Genomic DNA, 7,213 nt, shown 5'->3' with positions numbered 1-7,213 from the left:
GACTTGACCTGATGGATTGGAAAAAGAAAAAGGTCGAGGAACTTTCCAAAGGAATGCAGCAGAAACTGCAGTTCATCGGCACGATCATTCATAAACCGAAGCTTCTAATTCTTGATGAACCTTTTATGGGGCTCGATCCGATAAATACGAACCTGATCAAAGAAATAATCCTCGAATTGAAAAAGAAAGGAACGACTATCATATTTTCCACTCATCTAATGGAAAATGCTGAAAAGCTTTGCGATGAGATCATGCTCATAAATAAAGGAGTGAATATCCTTTCCGGGAAACTGAAGGAAATTAAAGAAAGTTTTGGGAAAAGGAATATAGTTCTTAAATATGATGGTAATGATGATTTCCTGATGAAGTCGGATAAAATCCTGAAATTCGATAATTTCGGGAATTATGTAGAAGTTCAACTCAAACCGCAGGCAAATCCGCAGGAATTCCTGAATGAGATCATAAATTCCATTTCAATACAGAAATTTGAAATTGTTGAACCATCATTGAATGATATTTTTATTGAATCTGTGGGAAAGTAAATCAACCAGCCTGGTTGTTCTTTTAAAAAGACTCGAGCTCATCAGAGCAAAGCGAAAATGGACTTGAGTAAATGGACAGTTAATATTTTTTAAGTATTTCCTTTAAACCATTTCTTTTTCCCTTTTAAAAGGGAAATTAAGAGGATTTTTGAAATTAATTGGGAGATAATTCGTCTCCTGCGGAGACGCAGGATTTTTGGAGAATCAAATGAACAAAAAAGTTTTTGCAGTTATCGGAAGAGAATTTTTTACACGAGTAAGGACAAAAGGTTTTATCATCGGAACTTTGCTTTTCCCTTTGATAATCATTTTTCTGTTTGGCGGGATGTTTATTTTTTCCAAATTCTTTGCACCCTCGACCAGACATTTCCATGTCATCGATCAAACAGGAAAGATTTATGATGAAATGGTGAAAATGCTTCCCGACACTTTGAAGAATGGTGAACCGAAATATAGATTCACAGAAGTTAAAGCCTTTTATGAAGACATCGAAACAATAACCAGAGAATTGCAGGATAAAGTTATTAAAAAAGAAATTTATGGTTATCTTGTCATTCCGGAAAATATTCTCGAATCAAGGGAAGTGAAATATTCAGCACGAAATGTCAGTGATTACGAAGAATTGAGAGAACTGCAAAGAACAATATCCAGGATAGTTGGTAATATTCGGTTAGAAAACCTGGGATTTTCTTCCGAGAAGATCAGGGAAGAAATGTCACTCGGTTGGATTTCGCTCATCAGTCATCAGGTTACGGAAAAAGGGGAAGTCAGTAAGCACGGAGGAGCAAATTTCCTGCTGACCTATATTCTGTCATATATGCTCCTTCTATTTATCATCATTTACGGACAAACAGTTACCCGCAGCGTGATCGAAGAAAAAAGTCAGAGGATAACCGAAACCATCATTTCTTCCATCAAACCGATCGAACTTATGCTGGGAAAAATGCTCGGGATCTGTTTACTCGGTATTACTCAGATGCTGACGATCGGTATCTTTATATTTTTTGTAGCAAAATTTGGAGAACCAATATTAGTGAAAGCCGGAGTAAGTGGCTCTGAATTTCTCAATATCTTGCGTAACCTTGAATTTTCTCCGGTCGTGTTCGGTTTTATGATCATTTATTTCTTTATGGGATATATCTTTTATGCCAGTATTTTCGCAGCGATCGGTTCCATGGTCAATACGGAAGATGAAGGACAGCAATTTCTCGCTCCGATCATTATTCTGAACATGGTTGGATTTTTCATTATGATCTCTGTTGCCCGTAATCCAGATACAACTGCTGCTTTCTGGTCATCCCTGATTCCGTTCTTTACTCCGGTTGTCATGTTTTCGAGAATTGCGGTCAGCGATCCGATGATACCCAGCGGAGCTTATCTTTCTCTTATCACGATGAGTATTTCTATTTTTCTGATCGTGAAATTCGTTGCTAAAATATATCGCGTTGGAATTCTTATGTATGGAAAGAAACCTTCGATCAAAGAAGCAATCAAATGGATAAGGTATAAGTAAAAATGGAAATGGGAGAAAGGAGAAGGTAGATAGGAGAAAATTTCTAAATCCGAATTTCTAATGTAAATCAACTTGCCAAGTTGATATTCTGCTTATTCCCAAACAGGAGTTTCTGAACGAGAATAAAAAATGACTTTCAGCGACAGAAATCTATTTCTAATCATATGGTGGTAATTTTTACACACCTTGCCTTACCGCTCGCGATTGGGCAGACACCCCTATCGAGAGGGGATATATCCTGCGATCAGACTCGTGGTAGTATTTGAGAGAAAATAACATTCCGAAGAGCTTCGCACATTCGGAAGTTATTTCACCACAATACTAACCAGTTTCTTCGGAACAACTATGATCTTCTTAACTTCTTTACCCGCGATATATTTCCGGACATTCTCCAGTTCCAGTGCTTTTTCCTTTATTTCATTTTCTGACACTGTGGGAGAAACCAAAAGCTTCCCGCGGATTTTTCCCATGATCTGCACTACATAAGTTATCTCATCCCTGACCAGAAATTTCGGATCATATTCAGGAATACCTGTTTCGTGAACGAGTTTTTCATTCCCGATCTTGTGCCACAACTCTTCTGCAAGATGCGGAGCAAAGAAATAGAGCAGCCGAGGAATGATGATGCATGATTCTGCAAAAATCTCTTTTTCATTTTCGGAAAGAGCAATCGGTTCTTTGATCGCAGTTACATTATTCAGATGTTCCATAATAGCCGCAATTGCTGTATTGAACATCATCCTGTTCTCGATATCATCCAGCACTTTCTTGATCGTGAAGTGAGTGCTGTAGCGAAGATTTTTTATTTCAGCAGAAATTTCCGAATTTTCTTTTCGTGTAAATTCGTGTAAATTCGTGGTTACCTTATTTTCTTGTGCCTTTTTGTGCTTTTTCGTGGCTATTTGCAGGATTTCCAGATTATCCTCGAACAACCTCCAGATACGATTCAGAAAGCGAAATGCACCTTTGACAGCTTCGTCATTCCATTCTACATCTTTATCCGGGGGAGAAGCGAAAAGCATAAACACTCGCACCGTATCTGCTCCGTAACGATCGACAATATATTCAGGATCAACCACATTTCCTTTTGATTTGGACATCTTTGCTCCGTCTTTGGTGACCATTCCCTGGGTCAACAATCTGGCAAAAGGTTCGTCGGATTGTACGATTCCGATATCACGCATGAATTTATGGAAAAATCTCGCATACATCAAATGCATGACAGCGTGTTCGATCCCTCCGATGTATTGATCAACCGGAAGCCAGAAATCTGCTTTCTCTTTGGAAAAAGGTTCTTGCTCATTTTTAGGATCAGTATAACGGGCAAAATACCAGGAACTGTCCACAAAAGTATCCATTGTATCTGTTTCTCTTTTTGCCGGACCTCCGCATTTCGGACATTTTGTATTTATCCAGTCAGGAACTGAAAGAAGAGGATTTTGAGTTGTTTTCCCAAGTTGAACATTTTCCGGTAGAGTTACAGGCAGATCTTCATCAGGAACAAGAACAGTTCCGCATTTATCACAATAAATAATGGGAATGGGAGTTCCCCAATACCTTTGACGGGAAATTCCCCAATCCCGGAGTCTGTAGGTTATTGTTGCTTTCCCGGTTTTGTTTTCTGTCATCCAGTCCGTGATCGCTTTTTGGGATTTGATGCTGTTCATTCCATCAAATTGTTCCGAATTTACCAGGATTCCGGATTCGGTGTAAGCTTCAGTCATTTCTTCCAGCACAAGATCCATTTCTTTATTTTGAATAACTACAATTATCGGTATGTCATATTTTTTAGCAAATTCAAAATCCCTCTGATCATGAGCAGGAACAGCCATCACAGCTCCGGTTCCATAATTCATCAAAACATAATTCGTGATCCAGATCTGGACTCGTTTGCCATTCACGGGATTCAAAGCATACTTTCCGCTGAAAATTCCTTCTTTTACTGTATTTTCTGCGGAACGGGAAATTTTATCCTCATTCATGACTTTATCACAAAATTTAATGATCTCGGAATTTTTCGGTTCATTTTTCAACCATTCCGAAACGAGCGGATGTTCCGGAGGAAGAGCCATAAAGGTGCAACCAAAGATCGTATCCGGTCTTGTCGTGAACACTTTGATGATCTCTTCTGAATTCTCCAGCTTGAACCACATCTCGGTTCCATGACTTTTCCCGATCCAGTTGGTCTGCATTGTTTTAACTCTTTCGGGCCAATCAATAACTTTGGAAAAATCCAGTAATTCTTCCGCATAATCCGTAATTTTAAAAAACCACTGTTCCAATTCTTTCTGATGTACGATTGAATCACATCTCCAGCAGGTTCCGTTTTCAACCTGCTCATTTGCCAGAACTGTCTGGCAACTTTCACACCAGTTTACAAAGGATGATTTTTTATAAACCAGTCCTTTCTCATACATTCTCTTGAAGAACCATTGTCCCCACCTGAAATAGTCAGGGTGGCAGGTGCTGACTTCCCGTTCCCAATCAAGTCCAAAACCAATACTATCGAATTGTTTCCGCATGATTTCAATATTTTCATCAGTTGACAGCCGGGGATGTGAATGATGTTCGATAGCATAATTTTCTGCTGGAAGTCCAAAGGAATCGTATCCCATCGGCTGCATGACATTATAACCTTGTGTCATTTTATAGCGTGAGATCGCATCAGCGATGGAATAATTGGAAACATGTCCCATGTGCAGTGCTCCCGACGGATATGGAAACATGGAAAGAACATAATATTTTGGTTTTTGAGAATTATCTTCAGCCTGGAAAATTTTCTTTTCCTGCCAGATTTTTTGCCACTTCTTTTCTATTTCATTGAATGGATATTCCATAATTTTCTCCTCTTGTCTCCTTTCCGAAGCTTCTATCAAAGGCATTCTCTCAAATAAGAATCGGAAAGTTCCTGTTGATTTTTTCGCAACACCATGATCGGCGTATTTTTAAAACTTTTTTTATCCCACTAAAAAATAATGAGTTAATGATTTTTATAATTTCCCATCGGGACGATGGGGATACTGAATATGGTAACGAGTTTGGTTATTGAAAATGTAATATCTCCTCAAACGAGGAGTAAAAGGTGATGGATGGGAAATATTTTCGAACTTTCAAACATGAAACCTTTATGAAAGTATATTTCAAACATTTCCATTCCTCCTTCTTTTTCTGGTGTCAGAATTGAAATGGATTTATTTTGGTCAAATATTTTTAGAAAAAACTTGCCCACGGAAAAAAAACTTGCCAAATTTTTTAAAATTTAGCAAGTTTCATTCTGGAAAGGAGGTTATCATGAGAATGATTAAATTTTTTAATGAAAGGATCAAATTTTTTTCAATTTTTGATATTAAATTAGCACAATTAACAGCGATGTTGGTTATGATCATTTTGATAAAACTTATTCCTCAAATTATCACTTTGGATTACTGGATTTATATTTTAGCATTGATTATTGTCTCAATCCGACCACTGTATGTGATGTTTTTCAAAAAGTGAAAACATAGGAATGTCCGCAGGTCCTCCGATTGTCTGTGAAAATTTAAAACTGAAAAACACTGAAGAGAATTAGAAAAGATTAATATAGTTCGTTTTGTTTGTATTGTTCGTTGCTGAAAAAGGAGATTGAAATCGAACAAATAATTGTCATCGGCGGAGGAGCATCCGGAATGATAGCAGCCGGAATTGCTGCGGAACGAGGATTGGATGTAACCTTGATCGAGAGAAATCCAATATTGGGAAAGAAGCTGTTAATTACAGGAAAAGGCAGATGTAACCTGACAAACAATTGCGAAGTTCCTGATTTGATCCGGAATGTTCCAATCAACGGTAGATTTCTGACCAATGCTTTTTATCGGTTTTCTGCTTATGATACCATAGAATTCTTTCATAAACTTGGTTTGGAAACAAAGACCGAAAGAGGGAACCGGGTTTTTCCAAAATCGGATAAGGCTTCTGATATCGTATCCTGTTTAGAGAATTTCCTGAAAAAGAATAAAGTAAAAATTCTACATAACAAAGTTAAGAAGATAAATAAAATATCCAATAAATTTGAAATCACAATAACCGGCAATGAAATTCTAACCTGCGATACTGTAATCATTGCAACCGGTGGAAAATCCTATCCCGGAACCGGTTCAACCGGAGATGGATACAAATTTGCTCAAAAGTTCGGACACAGAATAGTTCCGTTCAAACCGTCGCTTGTTCCAATCGAAGCAAAAGAGTTTCTGAAACCTTGCGAATGGTTAAGAGTTCCGAAGGAAATTAAGACCTTCGCAATGGTTGAATCCCAAAACAGCTTTTTGAAAATATCGACCAGTACGGAGGTTTCGCAGACTCAACCATCAGTCAAAAGCCTGACACAGTCCGTAAGGTCTCTGCAAGGTTTATCTTTGAAAAATGTAACGATTCGGATTATTGACAAACATAATAAAAAAGTTCATGAAGATTTCGGGGAAATGCTTTTTACTCATTTTGGCGTTTCCGGTCCGCTCATTCTTTCGGCAAGTTCACATGTTCGAAAGATCGATAATCACATTTTGGTTCTCGATCTGAAACCGGCATTAACAACTGACCAACTTGACAAAAGAATACAAAGAGATTTCCAAACCAACTCCAAGAAGAAAATAGAGAATGTCCTTAAGTTGCTTTTACCAAAAAAATTGATCCCGGTAATTCTCGAATTATCAGATATCGATGGAAATAAGCAGGCAAATCAATTCACAAAAGAAGATCGCAAAAAAATGATTCATTGTTTGAAAAATCTCACAATCAAACTAAAGAAATTCCGACCAATAAAAGAAGCGATAATTACTTCCGGCGGGGTAGATGTGAATGAGATCAATCCCAAAACAATGGAATCAAAACTGGTGAAAGGTCTATTCTTTACCGGAGAGATTATCGATGTCGATGCTTATACAGGCGGATTTAATCTGCAGATTGCCTGGAGTACCGGATTTGCCGCAGGAAAATCTTGCTGATCAAATAAAAAAATATTTCTATAACTTACTGTAATTAAATACATTATAATCCTAAATAGTGCTTGAACGAAAACCACCGGAATTACTGAAAACTTGAATTAAGTTTGCTTTAGCTGGCTTGATTTAAGTTTTCTAATCCGCTGATGCCAGTCAACTTAACTCAAGACTTCGTCTTAAGT

General features: G+C 37.7%; 5 protein-coding genes and 1 pseudogene. 5 read left to right on the top strand and 1 reads right to left on the bottom strand.

Annotated features, from left to right (window positions below; genetic code table 11):
- Nucleotides 1-542: DUF4162 domain-containing protein (locus ENL20_02155; protein ID HHE37357.1), on the top strand; the 542-nt coding region annotated here is incomplete at its 5' end.
- Nucleotides 543-750: 208 nt separating this feature from the next.
- On the top strand, nucleotides 751-2,055 hold the full coding sequence (locus ENL20_02150) for an ABC transporter permease (GenBank protein HHE37356.1): 1,305 nt from the start codon (nucleotides 751-753) through the stop codon (nucleotides 2,053-2,055).
- Between the two features lie 305 nt (nucleotides 2,056-2,360).
- Here the strand turns inward: ENL20_02150 and ENL20_02145 are convergent, their stop codons facing one another.
- Entirely contained in the window at nucleotides 2,361-4,892 is a 2,532-nt protein-coding gene (locus ENL20_02145; GenBank protein HHE37355.1) for a leucine--tRNA ligase, read from the bottom strand.
- 454 nt (nucleotides 4,893-5,346) lie between these two features.
- On the opposite strand from ENL20_02145, the gene ENL20_02140 reads away from it, so the two are divergent.
- From ENL20_02140 to ENL20_02130, 3 genes and pseudogenes are all read left to right on the top strand, one after another.
- Nucleotides 5,347-5,550: a hypothetical protein gene (locus ENL20_02140; GenBank protein HHE37354.1), complete on the top strand. Its 204-nt coding sequence runs from the start codon at nucleotides 5,347-5,349 to the stop codon at nucleotides 5,548-5,550.
- Between the two features lie 170 nt (nucleotides 5,551-5,720).
- A pseudogene (locus ENL20_02135) lies at nucleotides 5,721-6,278 on the top strand (aminoacetone oxidase family FAD-binding enzyme).
- 54 nt (nucleotides 6,279-6,332) lie between these two features.
- Nucleotides 6,333-7,034 carry an aminoacetone oxidase family FAD-binding enzyme gene (locus ENL20_02130; protein ID HHE37353.1) on the top strand — a complete coding sequence of 234 codons (702 nt, stop codon included), beginning with the start codon at nucleotides 6,333-6,335 and terminating at the stop codon, nucleotides 7,032-7,034.
- The last annotated feature ends 179 nt before the right edge of the window (nucleotides 7,035-7,213 follow it).

The sequence above is a fragment of the Candidatus Cloacimonadota bacterium genome (genome assembly GCA_011372345.1).
In the GTDB taxonomy this organism is placed as follows: domain Bacteria; phylum Cloacimonadota; class Cloacimonadia; order Cloacimonadales; family TCS61; genus DRTC01.
Note: the sequence above shows the minus strand (reverse complement) of the source record. Positions and strands in the feature narration are given on the sequence as shown.

Excerpts from the sequence above, each read along its gene's own strand:
- ENL20_02140 (HHE37354.1), top strand. The coding sequence starts at position 5,347 with ATGAGAATGATTAAATTTTTTAATGAAAGGATCAAATTTTTTTCAATT.
- ENL20_02150 (HHE37356.1), top strand. The coding sequence starts at position 751 with ATGAACAAAAAAGTTTTTGCAGTTATCGGAAGAGAATTTTTTACACGA.
- ENL20_02130 (HHE37353.1), top strand. The coding sequence starts at position 6,333 with ATGGTTGAATCCCAAAACAGCTTTTTGAAAATATCGACCAGTACGGAG.
- ENL20_02145 (HHE37355.1), bottom strand. The coding sequence starts at position 4,892 with ATGGAATATCCATTCAATGAAATAGAAAAGAAGTGGCAAAAAATCTGG.